Origin of the sequence: Ectobacillus ponti (assembly GCF_024294785.1) — a bacterium.
GTDB classification, from domain to species: Bacteria; Bacillota; Bacilli; order Bacillales; family Bacillaceae_G; genus Ectobacillus; species Ectobacillus ponti.
This window is the reverse complement of sequence record NZ_JANCLT010000017.1, coordinates 1-16910: the sequence shown is the minus strand read 5'-3', so window position 1 is coordinate 16910 and position 16910 is coordinate 1. Positions and strand designations below refer to the sequence as shown.

The 16910-nt window shown below is 50.4% G+C and carries 14 protein-coding genes; 10 read left to right on the top strand and 4 right to left on the bottom strand.

Features of this window, described 5'->3' with window-relative positions; genetic code table 11:
• The first annotated feature begins 36 nt into the window (after nucleotides 1-36).
• The 3 genes from NK662_RS20835 (at nucleotide 37) to NK662_RS20825 (ending at nucleotide 2547) form a co-directional block, all read left to right on the top strand.
• Nucleotides 37-1032, top strand: coding sequence for a FecCD family ABC transporter permease (locus NK662_RS20835; protein ID WP_254760898.1), 996 nt, complete (start codon nucleotides 37-39; stop codon nucleotides 1030-1032).
• Nucleotides 1029-2045 carry a FecCD family ABC transporter permease gene (locus tag NK662_RS20830; protein WP_254760897.1) on the top strand — a complete coding sequence of 339 codons (1017 nt, stop codon included), beginning with the start codon at nucleotides 1029-1031 and terminating at the stop codon, nucleotides 2043-2045. The genes NK662_RS20835 and NK662_RS20830 overlap by 4 nt, the downstream gene beginning before the upstream one ends.
• Before the next feature lie 76 nt (nucleotides 2046-2121).
• Nucleotides 2122-2547, top strand: a complete 426-nt coding sequence (locus NK662_RS20825) for an SRPBCC family protein (RefSeq protein WP_254760896.1) — start codon at nucleotides 2122-2124, stop codon at nucleotides 2545-2547.
• Between the two features lie 38 nt (nucleotides 2548-2585).
• On the opposite strand, the gene NK662_RS20820 is transcribed toward NK662_RS20825, so the two are convergent.
• Complete coding sequence (locus NK662_RS20820) at nucleotides 2586-3674, bottom strand: FUSC family protein (protein ID WP_254760895.1); 1089 nt, start codon at nucleotides 3672-3674, stop codon at nucleotides 2586-2588.
• A gap of 199 nt (nucleotides 3675-3873) precedes the next feature.
• On the opposite strand from NK662_RS20820, the gene NK662_RS20815 reads away from it, so the two are divergent.
• Complete coding sequence (locus tag NK662_RS20815; RefSeq protein WP_254760894.1) at nucleotides 3874-5022, top strand: serine hydrolase domain-containing protein; 1149 nt, start codon at nucleotides 3874-3876, stop codon at nucleotides 5020-5022.
• Nucleotides 5023-5067: 45 nt separating this feature from the next.
• Here the strand turns inward: NK662_RS20815 and NK662_RS20810 are convergent, their stop codons facing one another.
• Together NK662_RS20810 and NK662_RS20805 are read right to left on the bottom strand one after the other, a co-directional pair.
• Nucleotides 5068-9501, bottom strand: coding sequence for a glutamate synthase-related protein (locus tag NK662_RS20810; protein ID WP_254760893.1), 4434 nt, complete (start codon nucleotides 9499-9501; stop codon nucleotides 5068-5070).
• A gap of 236 nt (nucleotides 9502-9737) precedes the next feature.
• Entirely contained in the window at nucleotides 9738-11036 is a 1299-nt protein-coding gene (locus NK662_RS20805) for a glutamate-1-semialdehyde 2,1-aminomutase (RefSeq protein WP_254760892.1), read from the bottom strand.
• 189 nt (nucleotides 11037-11225) lie between these two features.
• Here NK662_RS20805 and NK662_RS20800 point away from each other — a divergent pair, with 189 nt between their 5' ends.
• The 6 genes from NK662_RS20800 to perR all read left to right on the top strand — a co-directional run bounded on the left by NK662_RS20800 (nucleotide 11226) and on the right by perR (nucleotide 15547).
• Nucleotides 11226-12239: an ABC transporter ATP-binding protein gene (locus NK662_RS20800; protein WP_254760891.1), complete on the top strand. Its 1014-nt coding sequence runs from the start codon at nucleotides 11226-11228 to the stop codon at nucleotides 12237-12239.
• Nucleotides 12232-13023: an ABC transporter permease gene (locus tag NK662_RS20795; RefSeq protein WP_254760890.1), complete on the top strand. Its 792-nt coding sequence runs from the start codon at nucleotides 12232-12234 to the stop codon at nucleotides 13021-13023. The genes NK662_RS20800 and NK662_RS20795 overlap by 8 nt, the downstream gene beginning before the upstream one ends.
• A 3-nt stretch (nucleotides 13024-13026) precedes the next feature.
• Nucleotides 13027-13812 (top strand): ABC transporter permease, encoded by a 786-nt coding sequence (locus NK662_RS20790; protein ID WP_254760889.1) that lies wholly within the window; start codon nucleotides 13027-13029, stop codon nucleotides 13810-13812.
• A gap of 46 nt (nucleotides 13813-13858) precedes the next feature.
• Nucleotides 13859-14269, top strand: coding sequence for a potassium channel family protein (locus tag NK662_RS20785; RefSeq protein WP_254760888.1), 411 nt, complete (start codon nucleotides 13859-13861; stop codon nucleotides 14267-14269).
• A 36-nt stretch (nucleotides 14270-14305) separates the two neighbouring features.
• Nucleotides 14306-14776 carry a thioredoxin-dependent thiol peroxidase gene (gene bcp / locus NK662_RS20780; protein WP_438503649.1) on the top strand — a complete coding sequence of 157 codons (471 nt, stop codon included), beginning with the start codon at nucleotides 14306-14308 and terminating at the stop codon, nucleotides 14774-14776.
• A 342-nt stretch (nucleotides 14777-15118) separates the two neighbouring features.
• The gene (gene perR / locus NK662_RS20775) at nucleotides 15119-15547 is read left to right on the top strand and encodes a peroxide-responsive transcriptional repressor PerR (RefSeq protein WP_254760886.1); all 429 of its coding nucleotides are present in this window, start codon (nucleotides 15119-15121) and stop codon (nucleotides 15545-15547) included.
• Between the two features lie 475 nt (nucleotides 15548-16022).
• On the opposite strand, the gene NK662_RS20770 is transcribed toward perR, so the two are convergent.
• Nucleotides 16023-16379: a YgzB family protein gene (locus NK662_RS20770; protein ID WP_254760885.1), complete on the bottom strand. Its 357-nt coding sequence runs from the start codon at nucleotides 16377-16379 to the stop codon at nucleotides 16023-16025.
• Nucleotides 16380-16910: the final 531 nt, after the last annotated feature.

The window sequence follows — 16910 nt, the reverse complement described above, 5'->3', positions numbered from 1 at the left end:
TCTCCTATTCTATAAAGATGAGAGCTGATTGAACAAATGAACTCCTCTAACTCCTTTATTTACAAATTCATCGCCGGTCTTATTGTATTTGCCGGCATGTTCCTTGTCTCCATGATTTTCGGGGCGGCTGATATTGCTGTGCGGGATGTGTGGCGTGCCCTCACTTCCCATGCAGTTGGAGAGCAGTTGAACATTATCCGGGAAATTCGGCTGCCGCGGGAGATTGCCGCCATCCTGGTTGGGGCTGCCTTGGCTGTATCCGGGGCAATTATGCAGGGAATGACCAGGAATCCCCTGGCCGACCCGGGGCTGCTCGGATTGACAGCGGGCGCCAATGCGGCTTTGGCTGTCACCATTGCCTGCATTCCATCAGCCAATTACTTTATGATTATGGTTGCTTGCTTTATTGGAGCAGCTGTTGGAGCTCTCTTCGTTTTTGGTATCAGTGCTGCGGGGAGGAGCAGCTTTTCTCCGCTTCGGGTCGTGCTGGCGGGAACAGCAATTTCCGTGTTTTTATATGCAATTGCGGAGGGAATCGGTCTGTATTTTAAAGTGTCCAAGGACGTGTCCATGTGGACAGCCGGCGGAATGATTGGCACGACCTGGGGGCAGCTGCAGGCTATCGCACCTTTTATTATGGTTGGCTTTGTGCTTGCTCTTGTCCTTTCGCGCCAGCTTACCATTCTAAGCTTGAGCGAAGAGGTGGCGGTCGCACTCGGGCAGAAAACCGCATTTGTAAAAGGTGTCCTGTTCATCGTTGTCATCCTGCTGGCCGGTGCTTCCGTGGCGCTTGTCGGCAACATGGCTTTTATCGGCTTGCTGGTTCCACATATCGTCCGCTCGATTGTCGGAACAGATTATCGTTATATTGTACCGTTTGCCGCGGTCGCGGGGGCCAGCTTCCTGCTGCTGGCCGACACAATCGGCCGTACGATTCATGCCCCGTACGAAACGCCGGTTGCGGCAATCGTGGCAGTACTCGGTCTGCCATTCTTTCTTTTTATTGTGCATAGAGGAGGGCGAGGTCTATGATTCAATCAGCGTTACTCCGAAAACAGCGCATTCTCATCTGTCTGTTCTCTCTTATGATTGTTCTGACAATTGTCACAGCACTGGGCTTGGGGCAGGCATCCTTGTCCTATGACCGGTTGGTTCCAACCTTGCTTGGACAGGGAAGCCTGAAAGAAGAATTTATTCTCTTTTCCATCCGCCTGCCCCGCATTATCATCACCCTGCTGGCTGGAATGGCATTAGCCTTATCAGGTGCTATTCTGCAGGGGATTACCCGGAACGATTTGGCGGAACCCGGCATGATTGGCATTAACTCCGGAGCCGGTGCGGCTGTAGCTGTTTTCTTTTTGTTTGCTCCTATCGAAGTAGGCTCATTTGTATACCTGCTGCCGCTTGTTGCGTTCTTTGGGGCATTTCTGACGGCTCTCTGTATTTATTTGCTGTCGTACAGCCGGCGGAGCGGTCTGCAGCAGATCCGTCTTGTTTTGATTGGCGTGGGCTTTTCCTTGTCACTGTCAGGCGTCATGATTGTTCTGACGTCTTCTGCCGACCGCACCAAGGCGGACTTTATCGCCAAATGGCTGGCCGGCAGTCTATGGGGGGCGGACTGGCCGTTCATTTGGGCCATCCTGCCGTGGCTGGTGATTCTCATTCCTTTTACTTTATATAAGGCAAATCGGCTGAATATACTCGGCTTGAGCGAGCCGGCCGCCATTGGCTTGGGGATGTCCCTGGAGCGGGAGCGGGTCGTACTTTTGACAACCGCTGTGGCACTGGCGGCTGCTGCTGTCTCCGTAACTGGCGGAGTGGCCTTCATTGGCCTGATGGCACCTCATATGGCAAGAGCATTTGTCGGGCCGAGACATCAGTTGTTTGTGCCGCTGGCCATTCTCATGGGCGGCTGGCTGCTGCTGCTGGCGGATACAATCGGCCGCAATATAGGGACAGCGGAAGGGCTGCCTGCCGGAATTATCGTGTCTCTGATCGGGGCGCCTTACTTCTTATACCTCCTGCTGAAAAATAAAACAGTCTAGAAGCCCACCCGTCCATTGACGTGCTTTGGCTTCCTGCTATAGTATGAAGGGAAAATGAAGCAAAGAGGTCGAGTATATGGAGAACCAGGCAGTACAGGACATTCAGAAAACAATTGTATTAGAAGCACCTATTCAGCAGGTCTGGGAGAAAGTGGCGACATCCGAGGGAATTGCGCAATGGTTTATGCCAAGCGATTTGAAGCTGGAGGAAGGATATGAGTTCCACCTGCAGTCGCCGTTTGGCCCTTCGCCATGCAAGGTGCTGAAGGTGGAAGCGCCTCATCAGCTCTCCTTTGCCTGGGATACAGACGGCTGGGTGGTTTCTTTTATCCTGAAGGATTTGGGAGACAAAACGGAGTTCACCTTGGTTCATGGCGGCTGGAAGCAGGCAGATGTCCTGTTGCCAAAAGCAAATGAGAAAAGCGCCATTGTGCGTGAGCGGATGGATTATGGCTGGACTGCGATTGTAAATGAAAAGCTTCGCAAAGCTATAGAAGGATGAGAAAAGAGGGAGCTGACTTTGGTCAACTCCCTCTTTGTTTATTCGTCCTCCCGTTTTTCCTGGATGTTCAGTTCATCTTCGGGATTATGATAGGTGTAAAAGCTTCCGATCAAGCGGTCCAAATGCTCAAGCTGTTGGTTATATTCAATAATTGCCGCAATTAAAGGGAAAAGGTGCAGCCAGGTTTTATAGTCATCCTCTTGCTCCGAGTGTTGATAACGTCCAAATACATGAATGAGCTGATCCTTAGAAGCGCAAACCTCATTCCACATATCCGGTGCAGCCTGCTGCTTTGTTTTACCGATGAACTTCAGAATGACCTGCTCATGATAGTTGACCAGACAGTCAAGCTCTGCGCGAATCAACTCCTGAAAGTCCTGCGGCATTTGGTGGAGTTCATTCTCCAAACGGTGCAGCAGCTTCAATGTATCCAGCGCACGGTTTGTGGTGGTCAGCATCTGCCGGAACAGCACGAGCTTACGGTTTTTCACATAACGGGCTTTCTTTGTATAGCTGCGTTCCTCATGATACAGCAGGTATAGATGATTCAGCTTGATCATTTTTTCCTTCATACGGTCAATGTCGGTCTTAAGCGTAATAAAATCAGATGCCTGCCGGATATTGAGGCGGATCCATTTTACAATTTCCTCTGTATTCGCCTCCAAACGATGATACAGCTTTGTTTCATAGCGCGGCGGCATAAAGACCATATTCACCAGCGACGCGGCAAGAATCCCAAGCATAATGGTAATGAACCGGGAGAAGGCGAAGCCGAAAAAGCCTGTGCCGGTGTAATCCATAATGGCAATGACTGTTACGAGCGCAATCGGGATGGTATTCTCCAGCCTAAATTTCAGCGCAAGGGCAATCACCAGCACCGCCGTTAAGCCGATAATAAATGGATTGTTCCCAAAGGCAAGCAAAAAGCCGATGGCAAAGATTGCGCCGATCACGTTGGCCTGCAGCTGCTCCAAGGCAGTCAGGTAAGAGCGGTACACTGAAGGCTGTACAGCAAATACAGCAGAAATGCCGGCAAATACCGGGGAAGGCAGCCCTAACAGGATACCTGCATACAAAGCAAGAGTAATGGCAATACCCGTTTTCAGAATCCGAGCACCGAGTTTCATAAAAATTTCGTAGTCCTTTCTTTCCAAAAGATTGCTAGAAACATTATGTTACTATACATGTATCCTACAGGGAAGGCAAGGAGATTTTAGTAGAATGATTGTAAAGAAAGCTGAAGCGGTTTCTTATGCAGAAAGCAGAAAGGAAAATACGCAAGAGCGGAGAATAATAGGAGGGTTAGACATAATTGGAGGAGAAATCATGAATCCCAACACAGCAGAACCGTACTATTTCAGCTCTTTTCTTTCCTACATGCTTCGGCACAAATTTTCAGTTGCTTACGATGATTACAGGTTCCTCCCCGTCAAGAGCCTGCGGCCGCATCCAAGCCCCTATCTGTTTGAGAAAGCGCCTTGTCCGGCTGATTTCTCCAAGATTGAATACATGCATAAAGGACAGCCGCGTTCCTCTGAGTTTCATAGCTTGATGGAGCAGTCGGGTACGACCGCCCTTCTTATTATAAGAGACGGAAAGATATTATATGAGCAATATTTCAACGGCCATGACCGGCATACGCCGCAAAAGCTCTTTTCCATTACGAAATCGTTTATGTCCGCTCTGGTCGGCATAGCAGTCGGGCACGGATATATTGGCAGTGTGAATGACAGTGTGTCCCGGTATCTCCCGGAAGTGAACACCAGCCTGACAATTAGAAATCTGCTGCAAATGGATGCCGGTCTGGTGTTTCAGGAAGGACATGTTCCCTGGAGGGATGAGGCAAAGGTATACTTGCATCCGAATGCCAGGAAGCTTGCCTTGTCGGTAAAGGAAGAGAAAGAGAGGGGCTTCTTCCACTACAATGACTATCATTTGCTTCTGCTCGGCTTAATTCTGGAGCGGACAGCAGGAAAAAGCATCACTGCGCAGTTGGATGAAGCAATTTGGCAGCCGTTGCGTATGCAATTTCCAGGCTTTTTCATTACCGACAGCGAAAAGCATGCATTCGAAAAAACAGAGAGTGGACTTGTGATGACAGCAATTGACTTAGCGAAGTTTGGTATGCTGTATCTGCGCAAGGGAGAGTGGGAAGGAAAGCAAATTGTGCCGCGTGCTTGGGTGGAGGAGTCCACGAGTTGCATAAATGTCACCACAGCACGAGAGCATTTTCGTTACTATGATAAGCACCCGTGGGGGAAAATGTGGTTCCGCCAAAATAAGGCATATTATAAGTATTTGTGGTGGGGGCACTTAAACGGAGAAACAGACAACGATTTCTTTGTTCTGGGAGCTTTGGGCCAGGTGCTCTACATCAGCCCGACAACGGATACAGTCGCCATTCGTCTCGGCAAGAAGTGGGGGATTATGGATTGGTGGCCGAACCTGCTATATAAAATGATACAGTCTACATAAAAGAGGAGGCTGACCGGATTGTATCGGTCAGCCTCTTTACATGCATCATTCTGTTGATACGGAAGGGTCTGCTTGCTCTTTGGTTGGAATAACCTCCAGGAAGTTGTTCGCTGTGTCATCCAGCAGAGCGGACACAAGGTTGACTTCCTCATACTGGCCATTTTGCGCCAATACACGCATATAGTCTGTCAGCATCTGGGTAACATCCGCCTGGCCTTTTTGGCTCAGCTTGCGCAAAGTGACATTCGCCCCTTTTGCAATACGGCGGCGGATGGCTGCTTCATCAAGCCCCATCTCCGGCTGATGGCGGAGGTAGATGACGCCGCCTGTCATACCGGCACAAATCCATGGGCCCGGATCGCCGAGCACAAGGCCGCGGCCGTTTGTCATATACTCAAAGGCAAAGCCCTTAATGTTCGCATGGACACCGAGGTTGCCGTGCTCTTCGGCAGGAATCGGACGCTGCAGACGGCCGCCAATGATCATATCGGCGCCGGAGAGGCGGATTCCTGCACGGGCGTCAGCATTGCCCTGGACATAGAGCGCGCCTTTTTGCGCACCGTAGCCGAAGCCTTTGCCGACGGAGCCGTTATAAAACTTGCCGTCTTTTCCTTTTGCCTTCATCACATAGATGCCGCCGCCATGGGATGTTTTTCCGATGCCATCCTGGGCGCCGCCGCCTACGTGAATGAAGATGTTGTCGCTGTTATATGCACCGAGGCCATTGCCCGGGATGCCGTTTTTATACTTCAGCGTGACCGGCTCTGGAGGCAATGTGCCGCCAGCCAGCTTCGCGCGTGTACGGTAGCAGGATTCCAACGCACCCATGACGCGCTGGTCGACACCGACAGCCACAAGCTCACGGGATCCGACTTCGTAATCCTGCGACTGAGCTGTTTGTGGAATAACCGTAAGCGGCGCTTCTGCCTCGCGCACCTCCAGCATATTGGACAAATCCAGCAGCTGCAGGCCGCGTGTTTGCTCCAGAAGATCGGAGCGGCCGACAATTTGCTGCAGGCTTGTGAAGCCAAGCTGGCCGGTCAAGCGCTTCAGTTCCAGGCCGAACGTGGAAAACAGATTGATCAGTCCTTGTACAGCGCTTTGCAATTCACGCGGCACGAAGCGGCGCAGACCATGCTCTTTTGCTTGTGCTTCGGATTCAATTTGTGTTGCGATGCCCACATGGCACGTATCCAGATGGCAGCCGCGGCATGTCGTACAGCCGATTGCAATCATGGAAAGTGTGCCAAAGCCAATGCGGTTCGCGCCAAGCAGCATGAGCTTCATCGCATCTGCCGCACTGCGCATCCCGCCATCTGCCCAAATTTCGACGCCTTGGCGCATGCCGGCCTCAATTAAAGCGTTATGCGCTGCCTTTACGCCGATTTCAACAGGAAGGCCCACGTGCTGCAGGGCATGGATACGGGCGGCCCCTGTGCCGCCGTCAAAGCCGCTGATGTTGATGAAGTCAGCGCCGGCTTTGGCGATGCCGACCGCAATGGTGCCGATGTTTGGCACAACCGGTACCTTTACGGCAACCTTTGCCTGATTGTTTGCTGTCTTAATTTCGGTAACGATCTGAGCCAGGTCCTCAATTGAGTAGATATCATGGTTGTTGGACGGTGAGATCAGGTCAGAGCCGATGGTTGCGTTACGGGCCTCGGCAATTTTTGCCGTTACCTTGGAGCCAGGGAGATGTCCGCCTTCGCCAGGCTTTGCCCCTTGCCCGATTTTAATTTCAATGAGATTGGAGGAATTCAGCAAATCTGCGTTTACGCCAAAGCGTCCGGAGGCAACCTGCTGCCCGCGGGTGCGCGGATATTTGCCGATCATATCCTTAATCTCGCCGCCTTCACCGTTCAAGCTGATCATGTTCAGCTGGTCGGCAGCCTCTGCATATGCCCGGAAGGCCACTTCGTTTTGGGAACCGAAGGACATCGAACTGATGATAAATGGCAGGTCGTGCTCGCCGGCCTTGATGCTGACATGTTCTGCTGCTTCCGGCGTGTCGGAGAAGCGGAAGTCAGCCAGATGGCGGATGGAAATCGGTGTTTTCGCTTCCACCTCGTTCAGCTTCTCACGATAGTCATCATAGCCGTTGCCCTTCGCCACATCGCCGATCGCTTTCCAGACGCGTGGGAAGATGTGGAACGTTTTGCGCATTCTAATGCCGTCTTTGCTGTAGTCAGCAAGGCGCTGCAGCGCATCCTGCTTCATGGCTTCAAAGCCGAATGCCACCTTCTCTGAGCCCAAGAAGTTGACAACATTCAGTACATCAGCCACTTCCTGATGCAGCCCGATTGCGGAGAACAAGCGTCCGTAGCCGCGCAGCTCATGAATGCCGATTGTGGAGATGACCTTCTCCAGACCTTTGTTCAGCGCCTGATACAGGTTCACACAAGGCTTGATGGTCTCATCGCTCACCGTGGCAAACATCAGGTATGGATTCACTGCATCTGCACCCAATCCGTATACCGTCACCAGATCATGCAGGGAACGGATCGCGCCGGAGCGCAGGATGACGGAGCATTCACGGCGCAGCTGCTCTTTTGCAAGAGTCTGCTGCAGCTTGGCTGTGATGAGATGCGGGTCAATCCAAAGCTTGCCGTCCTGATGTGCGGCTGCGTCGTCCACGAGCAGGAGAGAGGCCCCTTTTCTGACTGCCAGCACGGCTTCCTCCGCCAAGCGGTCCAAGGCGCCCGCCAGTGTCTCCTCTTCTGTATATACAGCATGCAGACGATAAATGGTCGCATGGTTGGCAAACAGACGGATGAGTTGTTCATAAGAAAGCTGTCCGGTTTGTTCAGCGGCCTGCTGTCCAACTTCACCCTCAAGAAGCACAGGGGAAGCAAGCTCTACGACGAACGGCCGCTCATGCTCTTCCTTGAGAGACGGACGTTTCCCAAGAATCGTGCGGGTGGAGAAGTGCTCCACTTCACGGTCGCGGTCGATGGCCGGGTTTGTTACAACTGCCACGCTTTCCTTTATAAAATCAGCAATGTTGCGGCGGTCCGGGTCCAGCGCAGCCAGCGGCGCATCATGGCCGAGTGAGCGGATCGGCTCAGCGCCTTTTTCCGCCATTTGTTCAAGGAGTTGAATATGTTCACGGTCCCAGCCGAAAGCGGAGTACTGCCGGTCCTCGACCTTGGCGGCCGGAGCCAGGCCTTCAATCTCCTCCGGTGCCGGCGGCGTCAGATTGGCGCGGTAGCCGGCAAGGTTTACACGCTGGCTGAAGCGCTTATATACTTCCTCCTGATACACCTCATATTCATAAGGGACGAGCTCGTCTTGTTCATTCCACTTCAAGCCGATTTTTTCACCCGGCGCCAGTGACTTCGGCTCGGCCGTATACTCGTTTGGCGGCACAACTCCGGGCTCGGAGGAGAAGATGAAGGATGTTTCTGTTTCCACCTTCCAAAGCGGGCGCAGGCCAAGCGCATCCACGCTGAATACGGCCTCATCCTTGTAGCGGGAGATGATGCCGGCAGGGCCTTGGGCAAAATGGCCCCACGCTTCACGTGCGTACGTGTACAAATCCTGCAGGTGTTCTTTATAGAGCTTGATTTCATTAATAATTGGCGGGAATAAGAGATCTACGGCTTCAAACAGTGTAAAGTCGTAACGGGCAAGCAATGTTTCAATCGTCCGGTTCAAATCTTGGGAGTCACTGCCGCCGTTTGTCAGCGGGATGCCCATCATATCGCCCTGGTCACGCAGCTTGGCAATGGTGTTGATTTCGCCATTGTGGCCAAGAACGCTGAATGGCTGCACACGGAAAAAGTTGGACAGCGTATTCGTGGAATAGCGGTTGTGCCCCAATGTCATGGTGGAAGCAATGAGCGGATTGGACAGGTCATCATAATAAGCAACCAGTGTGTCGCCGGCCCCCATTACCTTATAGACGGCATGATGTTGGCTGAGAGAAGCGACATGCACCGCATCATTTTGCTCCAGTTTAATGGTCAGGTCGAACAGGAAGCGCTCAGCATTTTCTGTGCCGTGCTCCAATAGAAGTGCAACTTGCCAGAAGATTGGCTCTTCTTGCTGCGCAATGGGACCTAATGCAGCGCTGTTTGTCACAGACTCAGTTTCCCAAATCAGCTGCATGCCTTTCCCTGCAAATTCAGCACGCATGTCTTCTTGAATGGATGCTGGATTGTGCTTTTTATCCAAAAAGAAATGCCCGACTGCAAAGCTTGGGTGCTCAGCCAGGTCAGGAGACAAGCCGTTTTCAGCCAGCTTTTCCTTCCAAAGCGCACGCGGCAAATCAATGTGAATGCCAATGCCGTCGCCTTCTCCATTGATGAAGCCGGCGCGATGGTTCATCTTCACAAGAGACTGTATACACAGGTCAATGTTTTCTTTTGTCGGAATACGTCTCTTTTCCATCACGGAAACGATGCCACAAGCATCGTGCTCTGTCAGGTGAAAATCCCGGAACAGCGCGGGAGTCCAGTTGTTTGCATTTCTGTTGGCCATGGGCCAGCCACCTCCATCCAAGTCTAAAAGTACAACTTTTTATAATTATTTGATTATTCAGTGTATATTACGCCTAGTATACGGAAAAATGGAAAGGATAACAAGAGTCATTATAAGGAAATAGTTATATTTGTACAGTCTCCTTGTATAATTATACTATTAATCTCAAGAATATAAAATAGGAGAAAGTGAGGAAAAGGAAATATTCCCTTTTTGTTCACTTTCTCCTTTATGTCTTACATTTCTTTTTTCAGTTCGGCAAAGGCTTCGCCGACAGCCTGGATGGTATGCTCGATATCCTCTTTCGTATGCTCCGTTGTCAGGAACCATGCCTCATATTTAGAAGGGGCGAGATTGATGCCGCGATGCAGCATGAGCTTAAAGAATTTGCCGAACAGGTCGCCGTCCGTGCTCTGTGCATCGTCGTAGTTCTCGATTTTCTTTGTTGTGAAGAAAACAGTCAGGGCACCCTTTAATCGGTTGATTGTGATGGGAATGCGGTGCTCTTCTGCTTTCGCCAAAATGCCGGCCTCCAGCATGGCGCCAAGCTCATCCATCTTCTCGTACACACCCTCCTGCCGCAGCACCTCAAGGCAGGCGATACCCGCTGCCATGGAGGCCGGGTTGCCGGCCATCGTGCCAGCCTGATACGCCGGTCCGAGCGGAGCGACCTGCTCCATAATTTCCTTGCGGCCGCCATATGCGCCGATTGGCAGTCCGCCGCCGATAATTTTGCCCATGGCAGTCAAATCCGGCGTAACGCCAAGGAGATTCTGCGCGCCGCCATACATGAAGCGGAAGGCAGTGATGACTTCATCATAGATCACAAGCGCCCCTGCCGTATGTGACAACTCGTTCACTTGTTCCAGGAAGCCTGGTTTTGGCTCGACGATTCCGAAGTTGCCGACAATCGGCTCTACCAGGACAGCCGCCACTTCATGGCCCCACTTGTCCAGTGCAGCTGCAAAGCTTTCTACATCGTTGAAGGGAACGGTGATTACCTCACGCGCAATGCTTTGCGGAACCCCGGCAGAGTCCGGTGTGCCGAGCGTGGAAGGACCGGAGCCTGCTGCCACCAGCACGAGGTCGGAATGGCCGTGGTAGCAGCCGGCAAACTTCATAATTTTTGTGCGGCCTGTATAGGCGCGCGCCACGCGGATGGTTGTCATGACTGCTTCTGTGCCGGAGTTCACAAAGCGCACCTTGTCCATCGCCGGCATGGCTTCCTTCAGCATTTTCGCAAACTTCACTTCCAGTGTGGTCGGTGTGCCGTACAGTACGCCGTTTTCCGCTGCTGTCTGGATGGCCTTCGTCACATGAGGGTGGGCATGGCCTGTAATGATAGGCCCGTACGCTGCCAAGTAGTCAATATACTTGTTGCCGTCAACATCCCAGAAGTATGCGCCTTTTGCGCGTTCCATGACGACCGGCGCGCCGCCGCCGACTGCTTTATAAGACCGGGACGGGCTGTTGACGCCGCCTACGATGTGCTGCAGCGCTTCCTGCTGCGTCTGCTCTGATTTTGTGAATTTCAATGTACTTCCTCTCCTTTTTATCCTATCTATCTGCGGAAGAGGGCTTGCCACCCTGCTTGTAAAAAGTATGCAACATCCAATCATTGTAGCATGGTTTTTCAATTGCTTCCATTGATGAGTCATATTGTTTGTGATGCGGGTGCCCCTTGGGTAAACTATTCGTTGTGCAAGAAAAAAGGGGGCAACATCATGAAAAACGTCATTGAGGTGCGGGACCTGCGCAAGGAATTCACATCGTACTCCAGCCGATCGGGGCTGAAGGGCGCATTCCGCGATCTGTTCACCCGTAATTATAAAGTTATCCGTGCCGTGAACGACATCTCCTTCCAGGTGCGGCAGGGCGAAATGATTGGCTATATCGGCGAAAATGGGGCCGGCAAGTCAACGACCATTAAAATGTTGACTGGAATCCTGACACCGACATCCGGCCATATCCGTGTCAATGGGATGAACCCGCATAAGGAGCGGGAAGCCTTCGTACGCTCCATCGGCGTTGTGTTTGGACAGCGCTCGCAGCTTTGGTGGGACATTGCTGTGCAGGAATCCTTCCGTCTGCTGAAAAAGGTGTATGGCGTGTCTGACGAGGACTATGACACCCATATGAAGCATGTCATTGAAACGCTCGATATCGGTCCGCTGCTGGACAAGCCGGTGCGCAAGCTGTCACTTGGACAGCGGATGCGCTGCGAACTGGCAGCTGCGTTAATTCATAACCCGCCGCTTTTGTTTCTGGATGAGCCGACAATCGGCCTCGATGTGCTGGTGAAGCTGAAAATCCGCGACTTCCTGAAGGAAATTAATGAGAAATACAAAACAACCATTCTCCTGACTACCCATGATATCTCGGACATTGAGGCGCTTTGTGATCGCGTGGTGATGCTGGATGAAGGGAAAATCATCTATGACGGAGCCCTGGAGCATCTTCGTTCGCAATGGGGCGACGAGAAGGAGATTCAGTTCCAGTTCTCGGTGCCGGTCACGTATGCACAGCTTGGTTCGCTCATGCCGGATTCTGGCGTCAGCTGGAGTGAAGGACCGGGACAGAATGTTTGGACGGCGAAGATTCCGAATGAGGAAGTAATTTTGTCCATGCTGATCGCCAAGGTCGTGCAATCGTTCCGCATTCAGGACATTAAGGTGAATGAAGTGTCCACAGAAGAGATTATCCGCAATATTTACGAAGAGGGTATGGTCCATGGGTAAATATTTGGAAATGATCCGCATCCGCTTTTTGATGATGCTGGCGTACCGCTCCAATTATTACAGCGGCATCGTCATTTATACCATTAATATTGGCGCTTACTACTTCCTGTGGAATGCCATCTATGGCGGCAAGGGAAGCATTCAAGGGCTGACGGTCAGCCAAATGACCACATACGTGGCAATCGCCTGGATGGCCCGTGCGTTTTACTTCAATAATATTGATCGGGAAATTGCGACGGAAATTCGCGAGGGCCGGGTGGCGGTTGAACTCATCCGCCCATACAGCTATCTGGGAATGAAGGTCATGCAAGGTCTTGGCGAAGGGATTTTCCGTTTCGTATTTTTCTCAATTCCGGGCATGGTGATCGTGGCGCTGCTGTTTGCGTTGAAAATCACAACAAATCCGGCAGCCTGGGGCTATTTCTTCATCTCTATTCTCTTTAGCTTTATTATTAATACACAAATCAATTTGATGACCGGCATGATGACATTCTTCTTATTCAATAATGATGGACTGATGTATGCAAAGCGCGTTACGATTGATTTATTTTCCGGCTTGCTGCTGCCGATCAGCTTCTATCCGCTATGGGCGCAGTCTGTCATGCAATTTTTCCCGTTTCAAGCAATCAGTTATATTCCAAGCATGATTTTCTCGGAGGGGATTCAGGGGGCCGCCGTACAGCGGGCGCTCTTATTTCAAGCGGCCTGGGCTGTCCTATTGCTGATTCCGATTACACTTATGTGGCGTACAGCGAGAAAACGGCTTGTGGTGCAGGGAGGATAAAGCATGATGTATATACAGCTGTTTGCCCAATATGCGGGCCAATATATGAAAACGAAATTGCAATACCGGGGCGATCTTATAGTGGGCTTGCTGTCGGATATGATGTTTCAGGCGGTCAACCTGATTTTCATTCTGGTGGTGTTCGGCCATACACAGGAGCTGAAGGGCTGGTCGCGTGAAGAGGTTATTTTTATGTACGGCTTCTTCCTTGTGCCGTTTGCCTTATTTTCCGCCTTCTTCAATATATGGGACTTTAACGACCGGTATATTGTGAAAGGGGAAATGGACCGTATTCTGACCCGGCCCATTCATAGCTTGTTCCAGGTGGTGCTGGAGCGGATGGAACTGGAGTCGCTGCTTGGAGGACTCACCGGCCTGATTATTATGGGGTATGCCTCGTTGAAGCTCGGTCTTGTCTTCCAATGGTATGACATCCCCTTGTTCCTGGTGATGGTTGCCGGAGGCGCGCTTGTCTATGGCGGAATTTTCGTGTCACTTGCGAGCATCGGCTTCTGGTCAGATGCCCGGAGCTCCATCATGCCGCTTATGTATAACATCGGCAACTATGGCCGCTATCCGGTCAATATTTATAACAAGGTCATCCGGTTCATGCTGACGTGGGTGCTGCCGTTTGCTTTTGTCGGGGTATATCCGGCTTCGTACTTTTTGCGTAAGAGCGAGTGGTACGCGTATGCCTTCTTCACGCCTGTGATGGGACTCGTGTTCTTCACCGGGGCAGTGTTGATTTGGAACCAGGGTGTAAAGCGGTACCGCGGGGCAGGAAACTGATATAATTTGTCCGCCCGCCTCATACAAATGAAGTGAGGTGGGGGATATGATCTGGGTCGGTATTCTCATGCTGGCGGGAATCGCCACGTTTAAGAGCTTGCAGATGCTGTGGCGCTCCGCGGCCGGCACAAGGAACTTTTTTTCCTTTTATAACTTATCATTGCTGGTTCTCATCTATTCGACTGTGCTTATCGCATTCGGCATCGGCTATCTTGTGCTGGAGGAGATGGGCTTCGCCATTTTGGAGGAGGACGGCAAAATGGTGGACGTGCACTCCTTTCAGATGGTGGAGATTTGCATGTACTTCAGTGCCATCACACTGTTGTCAGTGGGCTATGGAGACATTACGCCGGTCGGCTTCGGCCGTTGGATTGCCATTATTGAGGCGATGGTCGGCTATACCATGCCTTTTGCGCTTGTCATGCGGACGGTTATGGAGCATGAAAACAGGCAATAGGTTATAGTAAAGGAAGCAAGCAATAAAGGAGGTTTTATTGTGATACAAACAGGACAGCAGGCACCGGACTTTACCTTGCCTGCAAGCAATGGGACAGATGTGTCTTTATCTGATTATCACGGGAAAAATGTTGTGCTGTATTTCTATCCGAAGGACATGACGCCCGGCTGCACTGCGCAGGCGTGTGATTTCCGTGATGCATACGATGTATTTCAGGCACAGGATACTGTGATTATCGGAATCAGCCCCGATCCATTGGACAAGCATGCCAAGTTTATTGGGAAATACAGTTTGCCGTTTCTGCTGCTGGCAGATGAACAACAGACGGCAGCGCAGCTGTATGATGTCTGGAGGCTGAAAAAGAACTTTGGCAAGGAGTATATGGGCATTGAACGCTCCACCTTCTTAATTGATAAGGAAGGAAATCTTGTGAGAGAATGGCGCAAGGTAAAGGTGAAGAACCATGCGGAAGAGGTGGCTGATTACATCCGCACTCATCTTTCCTGAAAAAACAGGGCATTCGTCTAGACACATTTTTGAGTATATGCATACAGTATGAGTGTAGGGCATACCTCCTCAGATGATAACTGGAACGTGCGGATCAATTCCGCACTTTTTTTATGGAAACAGCTTTTCCAATTTGAGGATGCTGAAGAAGCGGGAACTGGCGGGGAATACTGTGAAAAGCCTTATATATTTGGATGGAAGTCTATACACATGTAAAGCCGGCAAGTAATCATTTTGGAGAAAAGCGGCATGGACATAGTAGAAATGTTGACAGAATGAATGAATAAGCTGTACACTGATTATAAATATTATAAAGTAAGAATACGTACAGAATTGAGGTGCATGACGGTGGTAAAAGAGGAATTGAAGGAAGCGCTTGATTTATTGAAGAGCACGGGTGTCAGAATTACTCCGCAGCGTCATGCCGTTCTCGAGTATCTTGTAGAATCCATGACGCACCCGACGGCAGATGAGATTTACAAAGCGTTGGAAGGCAAGTTCCCCAACATGAGTGTGGCGACTGTATATAATAACCTTCGCGTATTCAAAGAGGTCGGCCTTGTCAAAGAATTGACTTATGGAGATGCGTCCAGCCGATTTGATTATGTGACCAGCCCGCACTACCATGTCATCTGTGAAGAATGCGGCAGAATGGTTGATTTTCCGTACACTGGATTAGACGAGATGGAGAAGGCGGCAGCAGAGAAAACAGGCTTTACAATCAAAAGCCACCGATTAGAGCTATACGGCGTTTGTCCGGATTGTAAATAAATCAAGGAGAGAGGGTCAGCCAAGGGGCGGCTCTCTCTTTTTCGTTGCGGATGCAATAACGTGCAGCTGACATAGGGGGCCTGTTGGACGATTTGGCAGCGTAAATAAAGTATACCCGCCAGTAATTAAGCGGTTTGCAAGGATAAGGAAGGTGTACCGAGCTGCGGAGATTGGGACAATAGGAGCAGAGGGGGAGATAGCGTATGATTGAAAAGGTTGCATACTCTTTTTGGGTTCTTTGCCTCGGGCTGCTTATTGTTGGAATTTATGTAACAGCAACACGATACTGTGAGACGCATGGCAAAAAAGAAAAGACATGGGATACAATTCAGTTGAACAAGGTACACCCAGCTGTTTCCCATCCGAGAATGGACAGACAATAACTATATAAAGATGTCTCGAGAAAAGAGAGGGTTGTTTGCCGGTTCATATTGTGAATCGGCAAACAACCCTCTCGTTACATATATCCGCAGCTTCAGTTCTTACGCACCTTACGATTATAGGATTCATCAAACTCTTTGCCGTCCAATGACCGGTCTGTTGTGATTGGCTGCTTGCAGTGCATGCAGGCATCCACACGTCCAAGCATTTTTGTTGGTTTGCCGCATGTTGGACAAACAACCTGAAAGGTCTTGGCGGAAAGCATGCCGATCCAAAAGTACACGATCGTGCTGGCGATAATGGCCACAAAGCCAAGTAAGATAAATATGGACATAACAAGCGGAGATTCACGGAAAAACACGCCGAGATACGAAATAAAGAGCCCGGCAAATATCAGCCCTAATGCAAACGTTCGAATTTTGTTAATCTTGTTTGTGTATTTGATTCCCATCCTAATCCCCCTCTTCATAGTCAATATATCATATTTTGTTTTTTCGCTTCTATTAGAATTTACTGAAGTGTCTTGATTTCAGAAAGCAGAGGGCATGGATGAGGTGCGGAAAGTGTATCTTCTTTTATTTACTTTATATATGGGCACGCTGAAGGCCGTACATTGCCATTTATGGTGCGGTGCCAGCTGGGCCGTATACAAGTGGCATACAAGAATGCCGGTGACCAGGTGTATTTGGAGCATGTTAAAGATACATGAAATTTTTTGCGTGAAGCTGTTGACCTTCATTTGCAGGCGTGCTATAGTAATAAACGTCGCTGCTGCATTAACGCAGTGAGCGAGAGAAAAAAGATTTGACATCGAAACTTGAAGATGTTAATATCAAGAGGTCGCTTTTGAGCGACACATCAGTTCTTTGAAAACTGAACAAAACACAAAACGTCAACATTTATTATTTGAAGCTAGACAAACACTTTTATGGAGAGTTTGATCCTGGCTCAGGATGAACGCTGGCGGCGTGCCTAATACATG